This is a genomic window from Microbulbifer maximicatervae (SeqCode), from assembly GCF_052466985.1.
Window position 1 is genome coordinate 181,089 of the sequence record NZ_CP174298.1, and the last position, 22,281, is coordinate 203,369.

The window sequence follows — 22,281 nt, forward strand, 5'->3', positions numbered from 1 at the left end:
GCGCTCTTCCCTGCCTGATAACTGGCAGGATTTCTTGAAGGGATAAGATTTCTAACGGGGCGGTTTATGTCTACGGCAATAATTTTGATGAATTTGGGTACTCCAGCTGAGCCCACACCTACAGCAGTAAGAAGTTTTTTGCGGGAATTCCTTTCAGATCCGAGGGTTGTCGAGATACCGCGGCCAATCTGGCTGACCATATTGAACTGCTTGGTACTGCCTTTTCGTCCACAGCGTATTGCCCCTGCCTATGCGGAAATATGGAATAGCAGTGCTGATGAAACAAAAGTGGAAGGATCGCCGCTTCTCTACTATACGCAGAAGCAAGCAGAGCTGTTGCAGCAGCGTTTAAAAGCAAAAGGTTGCGATGTCGCTGTTGAATATGCCATGACTTATGGTGAGCCCCGCCTCGACAACACCATAGAAACTCTGCGCGAGAAAGGTTTTGAGTCTTTTATAGTGCTTCCCCTATATCCCCAATATTCGGCTACCACAACTGCAGCAATTTATGATCAGGTGGCGCAAATTTTTCGCAATAGTCGCGATATTCCGGATATTTCTCTGATTCGAGATTATTACCAAAATCCGCTCTACATAAAATCCCTGGCCAATTCAGTAAAAGAACACTGGGAAAAAGCAGGGCCAGCGGAAAAATTGTTACTTTCATTTCACGGTATCCCAAAAGCCAGTGTTGATAAGGGGGACCCCTATTATCGCCATTGCATGGAAACCGCACGGTTATTAGCGGATGAACTAGAAATCAGTGAGGATAAGTGGCAAGTCACATTTCAATCGCGCTTTGGTAAGGCAGAGTGGCTACAGCCATACACCGATAAGACCCTTATTGAATGGGGTAAAACAGGAGTTAGTAGTGTCGATGTAATTTGCCCGGCTTTTTCTGCGGATTGCCTGGAAACATTGGAAGAAATTTCGGTAGAGAATCGCGCTAATTTTATTGATGCTGGGGGCAGTGACTACCGATATATTCCTGCATTAAATTTGCGTGAGGATCATATAGAGGCGCTTGCGGAAATTGTGCAAACTAAGCTCAATGGGACAAAATAATTTCTACCAAAGTGCTAAAACGGGACCCAAAAGTGAAAATTGATAAGAAAAATATACTTTTTTTATAAAAAGTTTCTCATTTTTCGCTTTTTTACTTGCAATGCCGGGTATTTTTATTAACTTTGATAAAGTTGTATCGAAATAGGCGGTGCGGCGCTCTGCATAAGTAATAAAAACGGCCGATTCCAGTTTTTATTCGATAGCTAAAAGGCAATGCTGCCGGCACACTTTTGGATGTACTTCTTCTTTCAGTGAGGAGACAAGGGATGGCAAGAGTAGTAAAAAAAGGTACACGCGCGAAACGAGTAACTAGTGCGACCGCAGCGTCGCCAGCGGTCGTGAAAGCGCAGAAGGCGGTAGATTCAGCGACCAAATCGCTGGATGCGCAAATGGACCGTGTTGCTAAGGCTAAGGCTCGAGCGCAGAAAAGTAATGCGGCAACAGCGAAAACTTCGCTGGCCAGTGCCAATAGTAAGGCAAAGGATTTGCGCGCCAAACTGGCAGCGGCAAAGATGGATCTTGCCAAAGCTAAGGCTATGGATGCCGTACATATGGCTGAAGCTGCTGCAAAAGAAAAGGTGGAAAGTCTCTCTAAGAGCCTCTCCAGCAAAGCAGATAAAGAGTTAGCTGTCGCACTCAAGGCATTTGAAACACGCTGGGTAAAAACCAAAGAAAAGGCTCATGCCAAGAAATTGAAGGCTGCTGAGAAGAAGGCTGAAGCTAAGGTTAAAGCAGCTGCAAAGAAAGCTGCCGCTAAAGTTAAAGAGTTAGAGAAGAAGGCTAAAGCCAAATTAAAAGCCGAAACTCAAAAGGCCAAGAAGAAACCTGCAGCCAAGGCCACAGCAGCGAAAAAGCCCGGACGCCCCAAGAAGGCCGCTACAGCGACGGCGAAAAAAGCCGGCCGTCCAAAGAAGGCAACTTCAGCGGCTAAGCCAGCAAAAAGAGTCGGACGACCCAAGAAAGCGACTGCGACAGCAGCTGCTAAGAAGGCTCCAGCCCGTCGCGGCCGTCCACCGAAGGCTGGTGCTGCCCGTCGAGGTCGGCCACCGAAAAAGGCCGCCTAGGGTCATATATATGGGCTCAACGATGTGAACTTTGGCAGGCTCCTCATAAACCCCGGTTAGTCCGGGGTTTTTTAGTTGCGGGTTGCGATATTGGGCATGACTCCCCTCCGCTCCCGTGCCACAATTCCCTCCCTTTTTTATGACCAGGATTAAGAACGCTGTGAAAATACTTGCCCTGGATACAACGTCGGGCGCCTGTTCTGTTGCTCTCATATCTGATGGCCAGCTGATTGAGCGTTTTGTACAGGCAGAGCGCGATCACACCCGTCGCCTTTTGCCAATGGTGGATGACGTTCTCGCAGAAGCCGGCATAAAGCTGGCAGGCCTGGATGCTCTTGCTGTCAGCCGCGGGCCGGGGTCATTTACTGGTCTCCGTATAGCAATTAGTAGTGTGCAGGGGTTGGCTTATGCTGCAGATCTACCGGTGGTTCCGGTTTCCAGCCTCGCAGCCCTAGCACTTGGAGCTCGGCGATCGCACCCGGACTGGGGAAAGTCACCCGTCGTGGCAATGCTGGATGCTCGTATGCAACAAGTATATTGGGGGGTTTACTCCAGTGACTCTCCCTGCGATAGCTTGATCCCGGAGGCGGTACAGAACCCGGAGGAGGTTCTGCTGTCTCTAGAGAAATCGGAGATTTGTACTCCGATCTATGGGGCGGGCCCGGGATTACATTATGAGGCTTTTGAAGGGGCGTCATTGGCTGCCGTTGATCAAGCCAGCCTCATTCACGCTCGGGATATAGCGCAGCTGGCAGTACCACTATGGGAGCAGGGTCATACAGTGACCGCTGAAGAGCTTGAGCCTGTTTATTTGCGCAATGAAGTGACTTGGAAGAAAAGACAAAAAATCCGATCTTAATAACACATGGAAACATTTCAGATTGTAATTTTGGCCCTGATACAGGGGCTGACAGAGTTTCTGCCCATCTCCAGTTCCGCGCACTTGATCTTACCTTCTGAGGTATTGGGTTGGCAGGACCAGGGGCTGGCCTTCGATGTTGCTGTTCATTTTGGCTCTTTACTGGCAGTAGTTTTCTATTTCCGCAAAGATATTTGGGTGCTGATTAGGGATGGTCTAGGAGGATTTACGGATAAACAATTTACCGATGAGGGGCGGCTGGCCTGGTTAATTGTTCTCGCTACTATACCTGTGGGACTGATAGGCCTGGTATTCAAAGGGTTCATAGAAACTCACCTGCGTTCAGCCGGTGTTATCGCTGCTACGACTATTGGCTTTGGTATTTTACTCTGGTGGGCTGATGCAAAGGGGCGCAGGGTCGAATCTCTAGCCCAGTTAAATTGGAAAAAAGCACTTCTGATTGGCTTATCACAGGTGTTGGCGCTAATCCCTGGCACCTCCCGCTCTGGTATCACAATGACTGCTGGTTTGATGCTTGGCATGAAGAGAGAGGCTGCAGCGCGCTTTTCGTTCCTGATGTCTATTCCTGTTATTGCCCTCAGCGCTATTTTGTTAACGATTGAATTACTTGCACTGGAAAGTGTTCCATGGAATGACTTGCTGCTTGGTACCGTTTTATCTTGTATTAGTGCTTATTTGTGTATTCATTTTTTCCTTCAATTTATTAGCCGCATTGGGATGGCTCCATTCGCGATTTATCGCTTGGTTCTCGGTGTAATACTTATTTGGATGGTATGGGGGTAGAGGAAATGGCAACAGTTGCATTTATTGGCTTGGGGGTGATGGGATATCCCATGGCGGGGCATCTTTCTAATGCTGGCCACATGGTGCGAATTTACAATCGCACTGTTAGCCGTGCGGATCAATGGCTACAAGAATATGATGGAGAGAGCTTTGCAACGCCCGCTGAAGCCGCAAAGGGCGCGGAGGTTGTTTTTGCCTGTGTAGGCAATGACAACGATCTCCGCCAAGTGGTGACAGGAGAGCAGGGGGCATTCACGAGTATGGATGACGGGGCTTTGTTTGTAGATCATACAACAGCCTCTGCCGATGTTGCTCGGGAATTGGCAGTTGCAGCTGGCGAAAAGGGAATCGGTTTTCTGGATGCCCCTGTCTCTGGAGGCCAGGCCGGCGCTGAGAATGGTGCTTTAACGGTTATGTTTGGGGGAGATAAGGCAGACTTTGATAAAGTGCAACCTCTTATCGACTGTTATGCGCGGGCGAGCAACCTGATGGGGCCAGTAGGTAGCGGCCAGCTGTGTAAAATGGTCAATCAAATTTGTATCGCGGGTGTCGTTCAGGGGCTTGCTGAAGGTTTACATTTTGCCAAGGCAGCTGGCCTCGATGGAGAGCAGGTTGTCAATGTGATATCCAAGGGGGCGGCACAGAGCTGGCAAATGGAAAACCGCTCAAAAACTATGTTAGCTGGCGAGTATGACCACGGTTTTGCTGTGGACTGGATGCGTAAGGATTTGGCTATAGTCCTTCAAGAGGCACAACATAACGGAGCTTTACTGCCCGTAACTGCCCTGGTAGACCAGTTTTATAGTGAGGTACAAGCTATTGGTGGTGCTCGTTGGGATACTTCCAGCTTGTTTGCACGATTAATGAATGTGCGCTCTTTCGATTAATCCCTCCAATCAATAGCTACCGGGGTTAAGTTTGATCCCGGTGCCGCTTCTTCTTGTTACTATTTAATGAAAGTTTTATTACTCTCCGCTTATGATGCGGACAGTCACAAGCGATGGCGTAAAGGGCTGGTAGCGGCATTTTCTGATTGGCAATGGACCGTACTAACCTTACCACCGCGATACTTTAGCTGGCGAATTCGCGGTAATAGCCTTTCCTGGGGCCGTGGGGAAACTGCGCAAATATTGAAGCAGCGTTGGGACCTTATTGTTACAACCTCAATGACCGATCTAAGTGCCTTGTGCGGTTTAGTTCCTGAAATCGTTAGGGTGCCTACAGTTGTATATTTTCATGAGAATCAATTTGCTTACCCAGTGAGCTCTGATGCGTTTCGATCGGTAGAACCCCAGTTGTTGAATATTTACACGGCCTTGTCCGGTGATCTGGTCTTGTTCAACTCTGAATACAACCGCAGTACCTTGTTAGGAGGAGTAAAGAAATTACTCAAGCGCTTTCCTGATTGTGTTCCTCCCGGAATTTGTGAGGAGATTGAGGAAAAGTCGCGAGTTCTTCCTGTGCCAATAGAAGACATCGTTTTTGATAGTGCGAAAACTGAAGAGGCCTTTTCCTGGAGCTCCTGCGCAGAGAGCATTTATGGGGGCGAGATAGGTCAAGATACTTTGATTATCAGTTGGGCGGCCCGTTGGGAATATGACAAAGGCGCGGACCGATTGCTGGATATCCTTCGGGGCTTGAAAGCCAGAAATGTTAAGTTTCTTGTTAATCTAATGGGGCAGTCATTTCGTAATAGCCCTGCTGAGTTTGCTCAAATACAAGAAGAGTTTGCCGACCATTTATTGGTACTCGGGTATCTCGAAAGCGCTAAAGACTATCGTCAAGTACTGCGACATAGCCATATATTCCTTTCTACGGCTTACCATGAATTCCAGGGGCTGGCGGTGATGGAAGCAGCTATTCTCGGTGCGACTCCACTGGTGCCAGATGAACAGTGCTACCCAGAGTTCTATTCCGAAAACTTCTGTTATTCAGACTGTAATGATGCAGTAAAAAAGCTGGAATCAATGTTTTTGTCAATTCTATCGGGTTCAAAATTAAAAAAAGTTGATTTAAGTAATTTCTCAGGGAAAGTGATTTGGGCAGAATATAGGAAGCAGTTCTTAAATCTGGTTCAGAGTTAGGCCGGCTACTATAGAAGGCGGGTTTATAAAGGCTCCCAAAGTTATTGGTGAGTAAAAGCAGCGCCCTGAAAATTTCTAATCAGGGCCTGTTAAGCGAAATCCTAGCTAATTGGATACATGATCTATTGCTTTCAATAGCCCTTTATCTGGGATGTTACTGGGAAGAATGCAAGAAGGAATATCTGAATGGCCAAGATTTTTACCATAAAGTAAGTTGCAAGCCATAATCTTGTGGCCCTCAGTTGTAGGGTGTACCGGGTCTCCAGTTGGGACAATATTTTCTTGGTCTGCTAAGAAAATATTTTTGGTATTGGAGGCCTCTGATAGTGACTTCCTGATTTTTTGATTATAAAAGTCCGTACAGTAATTTTTCGGATCTTGTCCGTCTAAATCACTTCGACGAGGGATAGTTGAAATTACGAATGCAATTTTCTCTGTTGGAATATCTATGCTCTCAAAGTAATTTTGTATTCTATCTGTTATTGATATGCCTTGAATATTATTGGGTGATGATATTATCTTACTAACGACCATATTTAGCTTCTGGGCGGATTCACTATTTTCTTCTATAGGAAGGCTACAATCAATCGCATTATTCATGCTAAGGAAGGTGATGTCGTTAGTCCCGAGCTGTATAGGTATAACAACGCTATCCTCAGAGGTTATATCCCGCGTTAAATTGCAGGCTTGACTAGTGAGCCAGCCAGAACTAGTTTCGCCCTCCATGCACATTTCGCTGAGAAATTGATTGAAGTTCTTGATGGAATTGAGGCAGTTGGTGAAATTGTAGCCAAGGGTGATTTGATGGCCTATCGGATCAAGGTAGCAAAGTAAATCGCTGGTTGTAGCTCCAGGTATCCCAGAGTGCCAGTAATTCTTGGTCTGTTGAGACATATCATCAGGGCCTGTTGGTCCAGTGATAGTGCCAATCGTTTCTAGTTGTTTTCCATTGTATTTTAGAATTAGCTGCTCACTGGTAGATTCTTGATCTATAGGAAAGATTGAGTTGCCATCGGCTGCTTTGGCAAGATAGTCCCAGATCTGGCTACGAAATCCGTTTGAATTATAAGGGAGTGTTGTCATGCCGTAAGTAATCGAATCACCAATAAACCATAGCTTAATACTGCTATTATCTGAATGTTCATTGGGCTGATTGGGGGGCTGACTAGGTTGTGAAGGTTCAGTTGTGAGTGTACCCGTGCAGTTGCCAATTATAATTGGTGGGATGTTTTCTCCAGAGTAATCTGCATTAAACCCAAAAGCCTGGGCCTCTCCTGGCGGAATAGATGATTCACTAGTAACAGTTATTGTCCCGTTACTTTCTGCGATTTGTGCATTCCAGAAGTGTGTGATTGATTGGTTACCTTGCCAGTTCCACTGTAGCTGCCATTTATCAAGAGAAGTCTTTCCTTTATTATAAATAACCACATTTGCCATAAAGCCACTTCCCCAATCGTTTTGCACTGCATATTCCACATTACACTGGCCTGAAGGTTCACTGGGTTCTTCCGGTATAGTAGGCGGAGTGTCAGGTTTGGGTTGTTTTGGTGGGATTTTCGATGATTCAAACCATTTTAAGGCATAGGTTCGAAATTCACTTTCTGACGGAAGGGAGGAGTTTTCCATATAATAGTTATCTAAGAATGCTCTCGCATCCTTATAGTACTCTTGGTGAGTCTTATAAATCTCCTTTTTATTACCATCCTTGTCAATCAGCCAGTAGCCAGTGAATTCATTGATCCAGCTATCATATTCATTGTCATACATTTGCCAGTACAAAATAAATGGAGCACCCCACTGGAGCGCCGTTTTTATTACATTGCGTGATAGCAAATCCTGGGCTTCGCCAGAGCGGGCTCCCCAATCCTTAAACCAGGACTCTCCGTAACCATATTCGCCAATGAAAACCCGCTTTTCAAATGGCAGCCCAGATTTTTTGGGAAGATTTGAGTTGATAAATTCTAGAGCTGAAGTCAACTCACTATGTAGAGTGGCAAAATCTGAATGCTTTTCTTTGGTAGTGAGATCGTAAGCTGAATAAGACACTAAATCTACATTAGTATGGGGAAGTACGGCATTGGTTATCCGTTCTTTGCCCTGTATTGCAGATTCAACCCTATTGACCTCAATATAGTGATATAAGTTAACGTCAGAGTGGGTGATATTTGCTTTGGCATCGTCAATGGCTTTTTGTCGAATATTGATCCAGTCAATTAGACCCTGTAAACGCTTAGGAGGGATAGTTTCCTGACTGTCATCTCTAGTACCATCAGTTTTTTGAACCAGGTTCCAATCGCCTTCCCAATGCCCGATCATGAATGTCTTACCGGAGCCGTTATATTCAGTTAGTAAATATTCAGCCAACGAATAAATTTTGTCATATTGCCAGTTTAGCTCTTCTTCACTCATTCCTTTGTTATCCATCCAGGAACCGGAGTCCTCAACCCAAAACATGTAGATGGAGAAATCCATTTCCAAGACTTGCTGAAATTCTGGTATTTCTTTCAGTATTCGCTTGAATTGATAGTCGAGTCCAGAGTTACTTAGCTCGCTATATAGGCTCGGAGAAAGGGCAATCTTGAGTAAGTTAGAGCCCATTGAGTAAATGGCTTCAGCACTTTCAACAAGTGATCCCTTATCTGTAAATGTATACCTAGGGTTTATCGTTTGAGTGCCTAAAATTAAATTGTATTGTGAAAGGGGGTCTAACAGGTCTCGTGAAGGTGGGGTCGGATCTGGTTTATTGATGGTGTTGTTGCAACTAGCGTTAATATGAGCAGGCTTCTGTTTACCACCCGAGTAGCGAATATTAAAACCAAAAGATTGGGCTTGGCCAATGGGTACTCCTATAAAGCCTTGTTTTCCAACTACAGAGATCAGGTTTTCATCCTGCGCCGAAGTAGCATTCCATATATGCATGACTTCTTGGTCTGAAGGCCATTGCCATGAAAGTTCCCAATCACTTATTGGCTCGGTACCTGTATTACGTACAACCACTGAAGCCATATATCCGTCTTCCCATTCACTCTGTATCGTCATTTGTATATCGCACTTTTGACCGGCCAGGGATGGCAGGGATAAGAGGATCAATATGGAAAAAGTTGAGAGGGGGAGAAGTTTAGCGTGCATTATTTATGTATCTATATGGATTACTGCAGAACAGTCAGATATTGATAGCTACGTAAAGTTCACATATTTATAGTCAGGGGCATCAAATGCTAAAAGGGCCGATTATTAATGTTATTCAACTTCCACCTTATTTCCTGTCAAGACAACTTTGAATGTTAAGTACAGGTGTTTGCCTAATTAATTGCTAATTTAATTGTTTTTGTGAACAAGGGGTCAATCTATGGAATATAATTGGAAACTGATTGAGTGCTAATTTTGAATGGCGAAAGTTTTTTACATTTCCTCTCTAAACGTAATTCAATTCCCCTAATCTATCCTTTCTTTACACTCATTTTTAGATTGTACTTGCTTGAATTGTAAATATTTAGGTTTGCCGTAGTTCAGAAAATCTTCGCATATTTAAAATTATTTAATTTTCGACTCTAAATTAACGGATTTATGGCGGGCAATTACTCTGCGGGTGCTACCAAATACAGCCAGTTAGGGTATTCTGAACATGCGTACTAGAGCTGTATTCTCAGTTCCAGTGTTCTGACAGCAAGGAAGTTATGGCTACTATGTGTATTTTTAAAATAATAAAGCCGCTTTTCAGGATGAGATAATAAAAGCCAAGATTACATTGGCTAACTATCTAGAGAGCCGCGTCCGAGTCGATCGGAAGTGGCTTATTCAGGTATCAATTTTCAACGAAAAGGATACGCCTTCACTTCTGTGAACTGGCGAATGTACTCCTGCGTGTATAGATTCTGGAGAAAAAATGAAAAAAATAATTAATGGTTACGTCATTGCTTTAATAGTATTTATTGGAGCTTCTTCCACTGTTAAAGCATCTGACTGGCGTGTTGGTGTTGGTAAGTATGATATAACTGGCCCGGCAGCAGATGTTGGAATGGTAGGATATGGAGAAACGGGGCAGACAACCAAGGGAATTCATACCCGTTTATGGTCCCGCGCATTCATAATTTCTGATAGCTCTGAAAATGAGCGTTTGGTATTCGTATCAGCAGATTTGCAAGGTATTCCGCAGGGCGTGAAGCAGGGTGTCGTAGATAAATTAAAAAATCTCTATGGTAATAGTAAGTACACCGAAAAGAATGTAATGCTGACTGCTACACATACCCATGTAGGTCCTGGGGGGTATGATCATTATGTCATGTTGAATATGAGTGCTCTTGGGTATGCGGAAGATAACTATGACGCTATTGTTGATGGTATTTTTCAGTCAATCGTTGAAGCGGACAGTGGACTAACACCAGGTGACATCTTTATTGAGCAGGGGATCTTGCTCGATACCAGTATCAATCGAAACCCAGACCCTTATTCAGAAAATACTGATACAAGCGACTATCAATACGATACCAATAAAACCATGACCCAACTCAAGTTGGTTGATGCTAACAACAAAGCACTGGGAGTTATTAATTGGTTTGCAGTACACAATGTCTCTTTAGGGACAGGGCAGCGGCAACTTAGCGGGGATAATAAGGGGGCGGCGAGTCAATTGCTGGAGTCTTGGGCTGCCGAGCAGGGTGCTGCAAGTCAATTTACTGCGGCATTTGCCAATAGTAATTTAGGTGATGTGTCTCCGAATATTTGTGGCCCTAGGGATGGATGCGGAAATTCTGAGTATGAAAGTTTACTTTTATCTGCTGAAAAGCAAGTTGCAAAAGCTCAGTCTCTTTACCAATCAGCTACTGTGAAACTTGAAGGTGGATTAGATTATCGACATCAACATATCTATTTCCCTGGCTATACCGTAGCAGGTGAATTTACCGGTGAGGGGCAAATAGATATTTGTGAAGGTGCTGTCGGCTGGTCATTTACTGCAGGATCAAGTTGGGACGGTCCCAGCAATATTGATGGTATTTTTGAGGGAATGTCTGTTGAAAATGAGGGGGTGGATTGGGATAGAGATGTGGGACTATTCGAATCGGCGATTAATGGTTACCCCCTTTTTGGCCTGATGAGTGCATTCTCTGCAGCCGCTGTATATGAGGATACTGAGGATGACCCCTGCCAGTACCCCAAACCTACATTTGTAGAGCGTGAGGTAATAGGTCAAGCACTTTATACCCCTTACCTACCTTTCCAAATGTTTCGCATAGGCTCACTTACTTTGGTCGCCGCGCCGGGTGAAATGACGACCATGGCAGGCCGACGTCTTGAAGCAGAAGTCTTGTCAGCTTTTGAAGGAAGCGGTGTAAATACTGTGGTGATTGCCGGTTTGGCAAATGCCTATTCCGGTTACATAACCACTCCTGAAGAGTTTGATAGGCAGCACTATGAGGGAGCACATACCATATACGGCCCTAATACCCTTGCTGCCTATAGACAGATTTATACCGAAATGACATATGCTATGGTCAATGGCGTAGATATTACTGCAGGGCCCACTCCGGAAGATCTATCTGATGACCAAATCATTAATGTAATCGGGGTTGTTTATGATGATAAACGCCTGTGGGAGACTTTTGGTCAAGTCTGGGATGATGTAGGTACTAGCTACAGTGCTGGCGATACTGTATCTGTCACTTTCCGTTCTGGCCATCCCCGTAATGACCTGAAGACTGAGAGTACGTTCATTGAGGTACAGCGTAAAGTTAATGGTAGTTGGGAAACTTATCTTACCGATGATGATTTGGATACACGCTTTATTTGGACGCGAGATACAGCTATTGATTGTATGGCCTGTTCTTTTGCTGAAGGACAGTGGATCATTGGAGAGGATACGCCATCAGGCACTTACCGAATAAAGCACTTCGGTAACTGGAAGAGTGGTTGGACTGGAAAGATTTCCAGCTATTCAGGTAAGTCGAGTAGTTTTACTGTTAGCAATTAGTGCTCATTACAGATCGGTTGGATAATCCAGCCGATCTATTATGTCTATACCCATAACAGACGTACCTTTATATATAAATATTCGACTGCTGAATCGTTATCAATTTTGTATTATATTATTTGAGCGAATACTATAATTTACGCTGACAATTTAATGGGACTCAAGTGCTCTCTTTGAGATTATTTTACCATCCATAACTTTAAACTATATTTAATGTCGCTAAATGGTACTTTTTTGTCAGAATATGCTGCCATATATCGCTTGACTGTGATTTTCTTTCTTTGACCCTAGTCAAATTTAATTGCACTATATGCAGTGTACTCTCCTGTAATCGTTTTTTCCTATCGCAACAATACAAATTAAGTTAGCTTTCACCTAATTTCTAGTTACTCCGAAAGATGGTGGTATGTTAGGTATCTTGGAGGATTGGCTTAGTAGCTATTAGATAGGGATTATAACTATTTCGTTTAGATCATTTGAAAAGTCTTTAGATGTGGATGAATTATGGTTTTCCTATTGGTATAGCCTTTGATGTTGCTATTTTGACTTTTAATATTTTGCTTGTGATAGTGAAGACTTGAATGTGAATCGAGAGCTTATTGTTCCCGGCTTTGAAACACGCACTACTAAACTTCACACTCATTGTCAAAATTTTGGACGTAGAAACTATTCTTGGTTCAGCCGATTTTTTAAAACCGATGTAAGAAGGCTGAAATATATTTCTTTGTCCTTTGAAAGAAAAATCGTCCCAGTAGAAATGATTATGTCGAAGTTGAGCACCTAGTTTAGGTGCTTTGAATGGATTCGTTTTTTGATGACCGCAGAATAGTCGGTCAGCGGTTGATAGGATTTAACTTTTGATACAGCTCTATATCGAAAACTCTCAGGGCTCTCGTTATGCGGTGCGGCCTGGATGGATATGCCAGACGGGTCCCTCTAGAAAGATTGATGCTGCTGAATTATTGAGGATGTTCGATACTAACACTCTTCAGTTAGTATATGACCAGTACCTTGGCTTATACACAACCTTTGCGCCAGATATAGACCCTGAGCAAGAGCGTCCCCCATCTCAATCGCGATTAAGTAATGTGCCTGGCTATCTTAATGAGCGGGATAAAGCCATTTATCGGGCATTGGCTCAGAATCAACTGATTATTGAAGAGGCCCCATTGCCATATTCGGCATTGGGGGATCTACAAACAGAGTTGGTTGCTAAGATTCGTATGGGCTTGCAGAAAATTATTACGCAGGAAGTTGCAGATAAGGCTTTTATTAGCCAGCAAACTGATTGGAGTTGGGTGAAGCGTGTAACAACTGCAAAAAAGAAAGTAAAAGAAACTGACAGCTCTGTGTGGCGCTTATCGATTTGGTCAAAGAGTGCTGTTGATGTTGAGAAGATAGTAAGTCCAGCACGTCAATCATTTGAGTTTAGCTCTGCAGCAATCAATTATGTCTTATATGAAGAAACTCCAGAAGAAGAAGCTGATGAATGTGTAACCTCCCTGTATCGAGGTGTGATTGATGTACTAGGCTTTAATCCCAGTTCTGTTTCAAAAAAGCAGCTCCGCTTGAGTTTCAACATAGCCGAGGTTATTTATAGTGACCCAACTCTTCGGGGAGCAGTTTTTCATTTTGCCCAGGACTACATCAAAACACAACATAGCTTGCAGCACACAAACTTAACTGCAAGTGGTACTTTTGAGATCATTTTGACTATAGCACTTGCGGCATTGACTGAGGGAGATGTAGCTATAACATCCTTAACTAAGAATAAGCGCTTAGTGAATGCTTTCCGTAATATTGGCGATTTAATGTTTGATTTTGCCAGGACAAAAAAGCAAAGGAAAATACTTGCTAAAAATTCAGGATATCCGACAGTAGGCAAAAGCACTGCTGTATCCGCAAAGAAAACCCCCAAAATAGCTGCATCCCGAAAAAATAGTCGAAATTTAGTGCAAGTCAAAGTGGGTAACGAGCTGCGAGAAAATAAAAGGGGTAGTGAACAAGCTTTCACAGTGTCCCATGATGTAAAGTCTGAATTTTATAAGATAAATTGTGTCAGGGATTATTCATATGATACTGATAACCACATTAGCGAAGTAGGTGAAAATTATAACTCCGATATATGTCAGAGCGATAATGTTACTGGTGAAGTAACTAGGTCTGTAAATCTAAAAACTGGAGAGGTTCAGTTTACTTTAGAAGATTTGGTATTGGAGGGGGCACTACCCTTATCGGTAACTCGTACCTATCGCAGTAGTAATTCAAGAAATTTCGGATTGGGTTGTGGCTGGACTCATACATTTAGCGAGCGCTTGGTTTGGCGTCCAGGCAAACCCATTCTCTTCTTTGATTCTGAAGGTAGAATAATTAGCTTGCCAGCTCCCGGAAATAGCTCGCGCAGTCATAATATTTATGAGAGATTAACTCTCACGCGAGTAAACGATGAGCATTGGATCATTACGACATATGGAATTTCCAATGGAGTACAAAGACATTTTAAAGCTACTGGTGAAACTGGTGCGTTAAAGCTCGCTGAGATTCGGGATGATAACGATAACTTTTATTTATTCAACTACTCAGGGGAGTATTTAAGATCGGTCGAGAGTAGTTCCGGTGAAATTTTATACATTAGCTCGCTTGATGAATCTCCTGAAAGTCACCTTATAAATACTTTGACAAAAGAAAATAATTCGGGAAGTTCTGAAGTAGTAGCTCAATATGTCTTTGATAGTGAAAATAATCTGACTGAAGCTGTAGACAGTGTTGGCAATAATGAAAAGTATGTTTATCACAAAGGCCTTATTAAACAAAGAACTTTAAAAACTGGTTATAGTTTTTATTTTCAGTGGGATGCTGAGGGTAGTTCAGCGCATTGTATACGGCAGTGGGGGGACCCTATTGGCGAAAAAGCTGCTTACAGTTATCAATTTATCTGGGAGGAAAGTGGTCACGGAGCAACGATGTGTGACACGAGAGGCGGGCGGCAACGTTTTCACTTCAATAATCGCGGATTACTCACGTTCCATCAAGATGCTGAAGGTGGAGAAACGTGGTATGAATACAGCGATCTAGGTCACGTTACAAAAGTACGGCTACCCAGTACTGATGGGACTATACGTGAGGAGTTATTCCGATATGACAATCAGGGTCGCTTGACCGAGAAGATAGATGTGGCCGGTAATAATTATCAAATTGAATATAACAATGAAGGTCTCGCCACAAAGTATACTGATCCATCAGATAGCAGTTGGCAGTATAGTTACAACAAAAAAAGACAGCTGGTGCTAGCTGAAGACCCGCTCGGCAACCAAGTGAAATATGACTATACCTCTGCTGGCATGATTAATTCTATTAGTGACTCATTAGGTAATGTTACGAGTTATCTGTGGGGAAGCAGCAATAAGCTATTAAGAATAAGTTGCCCCTTCGGACGATCTATTGATTGTAGATATGATGTTGATATTCGCACGGAATTGTTAACGCCTGCTGAGACGAAAGAGGCTTCTTGCAAGAATGAGGATCAGGGTCGGATCAATGTTAAGGTTGCTCAAAAAGATACAGATATTCAGTGCAGATTTAACCAGCATGGATTAGTTTCAGAAATATTAGATAAGGATGGGAATTATACGCGTTATTCTTATAACGCACTCCATCAAATAAAGAGCAAGACTAGTTCCAGTGGCAGTCAATTAGAATATCATTATGATGGAGAGGGCAATTTAATTTGCCTTATAAATGAAAAGGGTGAGTGTTATCGGCTGAAATATGATCTCAATAACCGATTAATAGAAGAGGAGGATTTCTATGGTCGTGTTACCCACTATGCATATAATGTCGCTGGCCACTTAGTAAATTCTACGGAAGTAATTGCTTCTCAATCAGGTATTGGTACCGATATCTACTTTGAACGTGATTTGCTGGGCCAGTTAATAGAAGAAACTACGCTAGAGGGCGTTAATAGCTTTAGATATAATTGCCTAGGGCAACTGATCGAAGCTAAAAATAATTACTGTAGTCTGAAGTGGGAATATGATGCTAGTGGTCGTATTGTAGCGGAATGGCAAGATGATAGTAAGCTCAGTTATAAGTATGATATTTTAGGTAATCTTACGGCAACTTCACTATCCAGAAAAGAAGATGTTAAATTTATCTTTGATCATTCTGTGGAATCTGAGAATTCACCCTTCTCCTCAGTAAATGGAAATTTCAATTCTTTGTTGATAAAAACAACCGAAGGGTTGAAACCTCTGGACAATTATGATCCTCAGGTTTATGTGCAAGGCTTTATTGTCAGTAAGTTTGAAAGGCCAATTGATACAGTTACAAATATTTTGAATTTATTGCCGAATAGTAGCTGTTCACTTGCCAGAGTTAATCATTCCGGCAAGGTTAATAAAAATATCTTTAATGTTCATAACTTTTGTAAGAGTGATTCAGATCAGTTTCTTGCCTTCTTAATTTATGACCCCGCTGATAGTCTCCTAGGTAAGCTTAACTCGACGAGTAAGCTTGATAGTCAGATTCCTGGCAAAGAAGTTATTGAGAATAGAATCGTTGATAATGGCAATATATCCCGTGGTTATACCTCTTCTACAGGTCGTGTTGAAGAAGTTGGAGGGGAGGGGGCACAGAGGATTCGATACCATTATAATTGTCAGCAAAAGTTGATAAAAATAGAAAATCTAAAAGTAGAAAAAGGTGTAGAGAAATTTCAGGATGTGATTCGGTATCAATACGACCCCTTGGGGCGATGTGTAAGAAAAGAAAATTATGATGGTTGTGTCAGATTCTTTTGGTCTGGTGATACGCTTATTCAACAGCTTAAGAATGACGATCAAAGTAAATGAAGTATTATTTCGTAAAGGCTTATAAGTTGTCTGTGATATAGGGGGTTAACTCGAAAGCTTGAATACGTTAATTTGCGTAAGTTTTTACAGCAGTATTGCATTTTGAGATAAATCATATTCAGTGCTTCTTTACATGAAGACAAGTTGCTGTCCTTTTTAGCTTATATAAGTCTATGCGGGTTAAATTGCTAGATAGGGCTTTCGGCAACATAAAGGGCAATAGCTTTAGTGTGTTATTTTCCATAAATAATGAAAACTCACTTTCTGAAGTCTTGGCTATCCTGCCAAGGTTGTCGGTAGTCATTGCTTATCCGCCCTGGAAGTAGCAGATTACCATGCGTAGCCTGAAACCTATCTATATTTAATAACCCTCGAAAGTCCCAGCTATGGGGCTCAGCACCCAACCGACTGTAACAATATGTTAGAGAGCTTACTAAGCCTGAGGTTATTTGAGTCGATAAATTATTTAAATTTCTATGAGATTATCAATATTTTGATGCTCATATGAGCGAATAAGTAAGTGGTACGGCGGTGCACTTCTTGCGGGCTTTTAGGTCGTTATACGATAGAGCGAAGGCTTTAGGCGATAAATGTGAGTTTCTTTTGTTTCTTGCCTTGAATCAATTCATATTAGCTGAGATGAATAGGACTTTAGATATTTACAGCTCCTTTTATTAGGAATGATTATCTTTTTCCTTTAATGGCGTTAGGTCTTTGAAGTGGCTCTTCTGTTGATGTGGCTGGGTAGTGTTTCTTTGTTGTAATTATTGGCCGCAATCAAAGTTTATTTGGCAGGATGCAAGGCTGTTTCATATACGACTATATATTCCGAAAAAAAATATCGTTATTACTTTACAGAATAGAAAAAGCTGGTACCTTAGGGGCAGGATTGCTTAATAATACAGGATTAACAGTTTGTGATATTGGTTCTGAAGGTGCCTTATTAAATAGCATTTCTATGTATATGGATGATGAGAGTGTGGCTGATGGATAGTGTGTTTGCCTGTAGTCTCTAATTGGGGTTAGAATCATCGTGTGATCAATTCTCACTATTGGGTAGTAGCCACCTGGTATATTACTCAGATCAAGTGAAGAATTAACTTATTAGTAGTGTTTCCAGTTAATCTGGATTTTATTTAGGTTTTATTCAGCTTCCGCTATGGCGTTTTTTCACCTTCCTCTGAGGTGGTTGGGCTACCCAAGATAGTATTCCTGAAGTTTCTTTTAATAAGTTAGTAATCCGCACAGTGATTTTTGAGTTTGGTATATAGTTTTACGCTTATTCTGCAATTTAAAATGAACTGTAAAAAGAAAGTATCTATCGTATTTTACCCTGGGGCACACTCATTAGATGTAATGGGGCCCGCAGAAGTGTTTTCGCTGGCAAATCAGCAGCTAAAGGATAGGGGCTTTAGTTGTAATGATCAGTATGAGGTTGAATTCTTAGCCGAAGATGGAGATACCAAGGAAATCTCATCAGGTTTAAGGATATGCTCAGATAGATGTTTTACTGATTCAAGAGGAATTCATACTCTCCTTGTGAGCGGTAATCTTAATGCTGCTGATGATTTGAATATCAGTGAATGTTTGAATAGATGGCTTTCTCTTCAGTCTGGTTTAGTTAAGCGTATAGGCTCTATTGGCAATGGAGCTCTGATTCTCGCAAAAGTAGGTTTGCTAAATGGTCGGCGTGCCACTACCCATTGGAGATATATTGATCAGCTGAAGAGATTCCCAGAAGTGGATGTCGATTCAGAATCTGTATTTGTCAAAGATGATCATATATATACTTCTGCAGGTGTTAGTGCGGGGGTTGATATGGCTTTGGCAATGGTAGAGGATGATTTTGGTCGGGGTATTGCTTTAGCTGTTGCTCAATTAATGGTCTTATATCTCAAGAGAGATGGAGATCATAAACAGAGTAGCACTTATCTTATGAGCCAGTTAAAGAGTGATCGTTTTTTAGAGCTGGTGCAATGGATTCATAGTAATTTGGATAAAACTTTATGCGTTAATAGTCTCGCGGAAAAGACATCTATGAGTCCGAGAAACTTTGCTCGCTGCTTTACTCGGGATATGGGAGTAACTCCAGGTCGATTCGTTGAGAAAATTCGCATTGAAAAGGTTTGCCAGCTTTTAGCAACTCAAGCGTTAACTCAGGAGCGTATTGCTACTATCTGTGGTTTTAAGTCTCAAGAGCAGCTTAGAAGGGCATTTCGCCGAAATAAGGGTATGTTGCCGAGGGAATACCGTCGAAAGTTGTCGTGAGATAATTTATGGGACAGTCTATTCGGTAGGGCTGTCTCATTTTCAGAAAAGATATTTTTATCCTTGGATGCAAATATAGATAACATTTTCTGCTAGAGATTTTTGTTCTTCTTACCTAATGCTTGTTTTGTCTTTCCTTTTGTAGATACCTCCACTAGATTTGCATTTGGGAGAAAATCTTTTCGCTGACTTTTATTCTTACACCAAAGCTTGGTTCTCTCCATTATGGTTCATTGCTAGGGCTGATTGAGTCGGTCCCATGAATAGGAATTAATTTGTTGTGTTAACTAGAATCTCTAATTTTCGCGGGTAGAGTGCGAGCTTCTCGGTCTCTATTAGGAACAGGCCGGTAGTAATTGGCAAGTGATATAGCCTTAAAATTATATCCAGATATCTATATATGTGTGGCGAAAAAATAGTGATAGATTTGTGGCCTAATAAAATTAGGCTCATGAAAGGGATCCCTTTAGAGGTGTAAATATTCTGGGAATCTAATATTGTTGGTGCGTTGTGGGGGCGCGACCATACCCTTTGCAATATTAAATTTCTGACAGATTTATAATGTACCCTTAATTATGGTGGATATATTGAAAGTTAGATGTCTTAGAAATGGATAAAGCAGGTACCGCAGCGAGAAGTATAGTTAGAATTTAATCTAAGATTTTCTGGTCTGGCAATTTTCGATATCTAATCTTCAGTATTAATTGACATATAATTAGATACTCAATCTAAGCTTTTTTGTAAAAGATTGTCTGAGTGAATTTTTTGGACATCAAAAACAATCTTTCAATGTGCGCAGTAGCGATTGCCATTTAGTATGCCTCTCAGCTTGCAGATATACTTACTTTACCTATTAATGGATATGCTTTTAGGGAATACAAATTATTAGCTTTAGCCCTATTAGTTGCACTCGCTTATGAACCAAACCTCCTCTTGGGCATTTCTGCGCTTGGAATAGCCCATGTCAATAAAACTGATAGATCTGATTATCCTGGACTACCGGAAGTTGATATATAGTGGCCTAAATAGCTTAAGACCGCCCATATAGAGTGGCGGTTCGATGTATAGGATGGAGAGGTAAGATGGACTATCAATCTTCTAAAAGCCCAGTACTTAATCTTTGGGGGCGATTTGGCGGCTCGGCATTGGGCCGCTGGCTGGTGTCTAAATTAGTGGCACTTAAGGCACCGTATTTTCGTTCAATCAAGCCACGTTTCCTGGAATTATCACCGGGTAAAGTGGAGGTTTTACTGAATAAGCGTTGGAGCGTGACAAATCATATCGGTACTGTACATGCTATCGCTATGTGTAACGCCGCTGAATTAGCTGGCGGTGTTTGTTTGGATGTGTCTTTGGATCGACGCTTTCGCTGGATACCAGTAGGGATGGAAGTCAAGTACTTAAAGATGGCGAAGACTAATCTGCGAGCCGTTTGTGAGTATCCAGGGTTTAAAACCATTGAGACTGGCGATGTTGTTATGCCTGTGAGCGTTATTGATACTAATGGAGAGGAAGTATTTCATGCCGATATTACCATGCGTGTATCAGAGCGCCCCAACGCGAAGTAGTAGAGTTGTCATTTGAGGTCAACTCTTGGTGTATTTTCAAGGGGAATTGCCTTACTTTGAGCTTGAATATGGAGAAGAGTATGCAGGCTGGGAGGGGATGAAGTGTGCTCTACTCATAAATCTCGTAGAATATTTCTTTGTTCAGTCTTGATGTATTTGGAGGGTTTATGAGATTGGCTTGGCAGATAGAAAAGTCGACATGCCTCTTTGGTGGTGAAAATAAAACTGCTACGGAGCATGAGTTACACCGATCGGAAAGTACTGCCTTGGCGAATAATGATATTTATCAGGACCTTTCCGAGGTATTACAGCTCGCAATTTCCAAGCTTGATGAAAATGTAAGTGATACTTCTCTGTACTTCCTGATTAGTTGGGAGTCTGTATCTGCTTCTATGACTGTATCTGTAGTTGATGATAGTCGGAGCAATGACTCTAAAGTAGTTGTGCACTGTCACTTTGCTGGACTGGCTTCCCAATATGATGCTGAGCCGAAGAGGCAGGAAGCTTTGGTTAAATGGTCGGATGAACTTAGGTTTTGGTGTAAAGAGTATTTATCTACTGATCAAGGTTTTTCACAGTTTTCTCTGGTTGCATTGTTCGCGGCAGGCTCCAGAGATACTGCTGTGATTCTTTAAAATGTAGCTGAAAATGATGCTTATATAGTGTGAACAACTAGGGCGGGGAGGCGAGGCTTAAAATGCCTTCCCTGTACAAATAACATAGAAAATGGAGATTTCTATGAATGTTTACTATTTGTGTATTGGGCTCTTAGCGGCATTATCCCTTCTGCTCGGCGCCTTGGTTACTGTTGGGCGCGGTAAGTATGAGGTTTTAGTTGGGCATTCTTTCGACCCCGATAATACCCTGCACAAATGGGTAAGGGCCCATGCAAATACAGCAGAATATGCTCCCCTTTTGATGGTACTTATTTACTTAGTGAGCTTAGGGCAGTCTTCTACCTGGGTTTGGTGGTTTGTTATTCTGCTGACCGCTTGTCGATTTCTTTTTGTTGCAGGCATCTTATTTCCCTCCACTATGGCAAAGCCTAACCCAATGCGCTTCTTGGGTGCCGTAGGCACTTATATCTTTGGATTGGGGCTTTGCTTGGCGCTGGTGCAGCAAGCCCTGAGGCTTTGAGTTGGTTGCAAGCGCTTTCAAACCTTATATTGGTTGGTGCTTAAACTGATCAAAATCGATTGGTCTATCGATAGCTTTTAACTTTTTGCCAGCCGGCAAGAACTGTTTACGATCTTGGCTGTATAAAAAACAACCTTACAAGTTTCCCTGCAGGGTGGTTGACCGAATGCGACACTTGTCGCACACTAGCCCTGACTGTCACACGGGAAGATAAAATGAAAAAGGTAAAACCGTCCCCATCAGAACTTGCGCTGTTGAAAGCCCTTTGGAGGCGAGAACCGCTGAGTGCCAGAGAGTTACATGATCGGGTGGGACCTGAATTGGGTTGGTCATACTCCTCTACTCGAAAGACACTAGATCGGATGCGGGATAAGTCGTTTGTGGCTCAATCTGAGATCCATGGAATCCATGTTTATAGCCCTGCGATTGAGAAGGTGGAAACTTTGGCGTCATATGCAAGAGATTTCGCTGAAAGAGTATTAGAGCTTGATGGTCCCTTTCCTGTGTCGATGTTTGCCAGCAGTAAGTTAATGAGTGATAAAGATATCGAGGAGCTTCAGGCAGTACTCGATTCCTGGCCTGACTCTGAGCCGGTCAGCAAGGATGGTGAATAG

At 42.5% G+C, this 22,281-nt stretch carries 14 protein-coding genes; 13 read left to right on the forward strand and 1 reads right to left on the reverse strand.

Annotated features, from left to right (window positions below; translation table 11 throughout):
* Nucleotides 1-66 precede the first annotated feature (66 nt).
* From hemH to ACJJI3_RS00875, 6 genes are all read left to right on the forward strand, one after another.
* On the forward strand, nucleotides 67-1,065 hold the full coding sequence (gene hemH, locus ACJJI3_RS00850) for a ferrochelatase (RefSeq protein ID WP_444941158.1): 999 nt from the start codon (nucleotides 67-69) through the stop codon (nucleotides 1,063-1,065).
* A 266-nt stretch (nucleotides 1,066-1,331) separates the two neighbouring features.
* Nucleotides 1,332-2,129 carry a hypothetical protein gene (locus tag ACJJI3_RS00855; RefSeq protein WP_444941159.1) on the forward strand — a complete coding sequence of 266 codons (798 nt, stop codon included), beginning with the start codon at nucleotides 1,332-1,334 and terminating at the stop codon, nucleotides 2,127-2,129.
* Nucleotides 2,130-2,289: 160 nt separating this feature from the next.
* On the forward strand, nucleotides 2,290-2,988 hold the full coding sequence (gene tsaB / locus ACJJI3_RS00860) for a tRNA (adenosine(37)-N6)-threonylcarbamoyltransferase complex dimerization subunit type 1 TsaB (RefSeq protein ID WP_413662734.1): 699 nt from the start codon (nucleotides 2,290-2,292) through the stop codon (nucleotides 2,986-2,988).
* 6 nt (nucleotides 2,989-2,994) lie between these two features.
* Nucleotides 2,995-3,792: an undecaprenyl-diphosphate phosphatase gene (locus tag ACJJI3_RS00865; RefSeq protein ID WP_282931976.1), complete on the forward strand. Its 798-nt coding sequence runs from the start codon at nucleotides 2,995-2,997 to the stop codon at nucleotides 3,790-3,792.
* Nucleotides 3,793-3,797: 5 nt separating this feature from the next.
* Nucleotides 3,798-4,679, forward strand: a complete 882-nt coding sequence (locus ACJJI3_RS00870) for an NAD(P)-dependent oxidoreductase (protein WP_413662732.1) — start codon at nucleotides 3,798-3,800, stop codon at nucleotides 4,677-4,679.
* 66 nt (nucleotides 4,680-4,745) lie between these two features.
* Nucleotides 4,746-5,876, forward strand: a complete 1,131-nt coding sequence (locus tag ACJJI3_RS00875) for a tRNA-queuosine alpha-mannosyltransferase domain-containing protein (RefSeq protein ID WP_444911197.1) — start codon at nucleotides 4,746-4,748, stop codon at nucleotides 5,874-5,876.
* 105 nt (nucleotides 5,877-5,981) lie between these two features.
* On the opposite strand, the gene ACJJI3_RS00880 is transcribed toward ACJJI3_RS00875, so the two are convergent.
* Nucleotides 5,982-9,005: a cellulose binding domain-containing protein gene (locus tag ACJJI3_RS00880; protein ID WP_444941160.1), complete on the reverse strand. Its 3,024-nt coding sequence runs from the start codon at nucleotides 9,003-9,005 to the stop codon at nucleotides 5,982-5,984.
* Nucleotides 9,006-9,762: 757 nt separating this feature from the next.
* Between ACJJI3_RS00880 and ACJJI3_RS00885 the strand changes: the two genes are divergently transcribed.
* The 7 genes from ACJJI3_RS00885 to ACJJI3_RS00915 all read left to right on the forward strand — a co-directional run bounded on the left by ACJJI3_RS00885 (nucleotide 9,763) and on the right by ACJJI3_RS00915 (nucleotide 22,281).
* The gene (locus tag ACJJI3_RS00885) at nucleotides 9,763-11,844 is read left to right on the forward strand and encodes a neutral/alkaline ceramidase (protein ID WP_444941161.1); all 2,082 of its coding nucleotides are present in this window, start codon (nucleotides 9,763-9,765) and stop codon (nucleotides 11,842-11,844) included.
* 857 nt (nucleotides 11,845-12,701) lie between these two features.
* The gene (locus ACJJI3_RS00890) at nucleotides 12,702-16,694 is read left to right on the forward strand and encodes a DUF6531 domain-containing protein (protein WP_444941162.1); all 3,993 of its coding nucleotides are present in this window, start codon (nucleotides 12,702-12,704) and stop codon (nucleotides 16,692-16,694) included.
* 1,296 nt (nucleotides 16,695-17,990) lie between these two features.
* Complete coding sequence (locus ACJJI3_RS00895) at nucleotides 17,991-18,962, forward strand: GlxA family transcriptional regulator (RefSeq protein ID WP_444941163.1); 972 nt, start codon at nucleotides 17,991-17,993, stop codon at nucleotides 18,960-18,962.
* A 1,082-nt stretch (nucleotides 18,963-20,044) separates the two neighbouring features.
* On the forward strand, nucleotides 20,045-20,530 hold the full coding sequence (locus tag ACJJI3_RS00900; RefSeq protein ID WP_444941164.1) for a hotdog fold domain-containing protein: 486 nt from the start codon (nucleotides 20,045-20,047) through the stop codon (nucleotides 20,528-20,530).
* 167 nt (nucleotides 20,531-20,697) lie between these two features.
* Nucleotides 20,698-21,165 (forward strand): hypothetical protein, encoded by a 468-nt coding sequence (locus tag ACJJI3_RS00905; protein ID WP_444941165.1) that lies wholly within the window; start codon nucleotides 20,698-20,700, stop codon nucleotides 21,163-21,165.
* Nucleotides 21,166-21,268: 103 nt separating this feature from the next.
* Nucleotides 21,269-21,667, forward strand: coding sequence for an MAPEG family protein (locus ACJJI3_RS00910; protein WP_444914306.1), 399 nt, complete (start codon nucleotides 21,269-21,271; stop codon nucleotides 21,665-21,667).
* Between the two features lie 215 nt (nucleotides 21,668-21,882).
* On the forward strand, nucleotides 21,883-22,281 hold the full coding sequence (locus tag ACJJI3_RS00915; protein ID WP_444941166.1) for a BlaI/MecI/CopY family transcriptional regulator: 399 nt from the start codon (nucleotides 21,883-21,885) through the stop codon (nucleotides 22,279-22,281).

Excerpts from the sequence above, each read along its gene's own strand:
- ACJJI3_RS00865 (WP_282931976.1), top strand. The coding sequence starts at position 2,995 with ATGGAAACATTTCAGATTGTAATTTTGGCCCTGATACAGGGGCTGACA.
- ACJJI3_RS00915 (WP_444941166.1), top strand. The coding sequence starts at position 21,883 with ATGAAAAAGGTAAAACCGTCCCCATCAGAACTTGCGCTGTTGAAAGCC.
- ACJJI3_RS00870 (WP_413662732.1), top strand. The coding sequence starts at position 3,798 with ATGGCAACAGTTGCATTTATTGGCTTGGGGGTGATGGGATATCCCATG.
- ACJJI3_RS00905 (WP_444941165.1), top strand. The coding sequence starts at position 20,698 with ATGAGATTGGCTTGGCAGATAGAAAAGTCGACATGCCTCTTTGGTGGT.
- ACJJI3_RS00880 (WP_444941160.1), bottom strand. The coding sequence starts at position 9,005 with ATGCACGCTAAACTTCTCCCCCTCTCAACTTTTTCCATATTGATCCTC.
- ACJJI3_RS00895 (WP_444941163.1), top strand. The coding sequence starts at position 17,991 with ATGAACTGTAAAAAGAAAGTATCTATCGTATTTTACCCTGGGGCACAC.
- ACJJI3_RS00885 (WP_444941161.1), top strand. The coding sequence starts at position 9,763 with ATGAAAAAAATAATTAATGGTTACGTCATTGCTTTAATAGTATTTATT.
- ACJJI3_RS00855 (WP_444941159.1), top strand. The coding sequence starts at position 1,332 with ATGGCAAGAGTAGTAAAAAAAGGTACACGCGCGAAACGAGTAACTAGT.
- ACJJI3_RS00875 (WP_444911197.1), top strand. The coding sequence starts at position 4,746 with ATGAAAGTTTTATTACTCTCCGCTTATGATGCGGACAGTCACAAGCGA.
- ACJJI3_RS00900 (WP_444941164.1), top strand. The coding sequence starts at position 20,045 with ATGGACTATCAATCTTCTAAAAGCCCAGTACTTAATCTTTGGGGGCGA.
- ACJJI3_RS00910 (WP_444914306.1), top strand. The coding sequence starts at position 21,269 with ATGAATGTTTACTATTTGTGTATTGGGCTCTTAGCGGCATTATCCCTT.
- hemH (WP_444941158.1), top strand. The coding sequence starts at position 67 with ATGTCTACGGCAATAATTTTGATGAATTTGGGTACTCCAGCTGAGCCC.